Origin of the sequence: Paenibacillus tengchongensis (genome assembly GCF_008973665.1) — a bacterium.
Taxonomy (GTDB): Bacteria; Bacillota; Bacilli; order Paenibacillales; family Paenibacillaceae; genus Paenibacillus_AQ; species Paenibacillus_AQ tengchongensis.
Genome location: NZ_WACP01000040.1, coordinates 1 through 967 on the forward strand (window position 1 = coordinate 1; position 967 = coordinate 967).

Here is a 967-nt window from a genome sequence, read left to right on the forward strand (position 1 = left end):
AGCCAGCGGCATTTGTAAATCTGTGCAATTTCTTCTGCCGACAAATCCCAAATTGAAGTCACGAGCCGGTAGCGACGTCCCTGCTCATCCGTGAATTCAATGAGCCGTAGCGTGTGCTTGTTCGTGCGAGGAGCGCTGCCCATCTGAACTTTGGCATCCCGGAGCACTCGGCCGCCCGGCTCCACTGGAGCCTCCTCCAAAATGGTAGTGTGTGCCCGATCTCGCAGCCGCATGACGAACCGGATATTCTGCTGGCTCCATTCTTCCATCTTTTTGTAATCATCGTAGCCCCGGTCCATCACATAAATCGTGTCCGCAAGGATGACGAGGTGAAGCGCACACGCCCGGTCTCCAACATTGGCTGTCGTGGGCACCATGGCATCAGGAAAAACGGTATCCGGTGAGGCGACGACCAGGCGCAAGTGCATCTTGACGCTGCTGGCTTTACGGGTCACCTGGGCCCATTTTCCAAGGTGTAGGGGCAGCGAAATGGTGGAGGCATCCACAATGCTCAGTTTCCCAATGGTTTTGGAAACCCCACTACAGGTTGCTGTCCGCCTTTTAGCGCGTAGGGCCAATTGCTGGAAGATGTGCTCGAGCAGCTCGGTCGGCAGACGATCCAGGGAACGGGACAGTTGGGAGCCGCTAATGTTGTCCAAGTGAACCAGGCACTGCAACTCCGTTTGTGCACGGATATGCGATTCGATTTCGCGGTAAGAAGACCACTGGTTCATCTGAGCGGCAACAAAAATGAAGATGCTTTTCATCACGGTAAGCTTTTTGGTGTAGTAATCGAATACAGTCCGCTCCAGAACGTGGACCGGAAGTAAAGATAAGAATTGACGTATGACTGAATTTGCATTAACGTTATCCATTAGAGGCTCCTTTGTAAGGGGGTATGGACAACGTGCCTACCTTCTTACAATAGAGTTTTTTCTATTTATGGACAGTTAATTTATACCATTTG

Annotated in this window: 1 protein-coding gene; it reads right to left on the reverse strand. The window is 51.6% G+C overall.

Going from position 1 to position 967, the window contains the following annotated elements:
• A partial coding sequence (locus tag F1381_RS27830) for an IS4 family transposase (protein ID WP_151738064.1) occupies positions 1-875 on the reverse strand: 875 nt, incomplete at its 3' end.
• Positions 876-967: the final 92 nt, after the last annotated feature.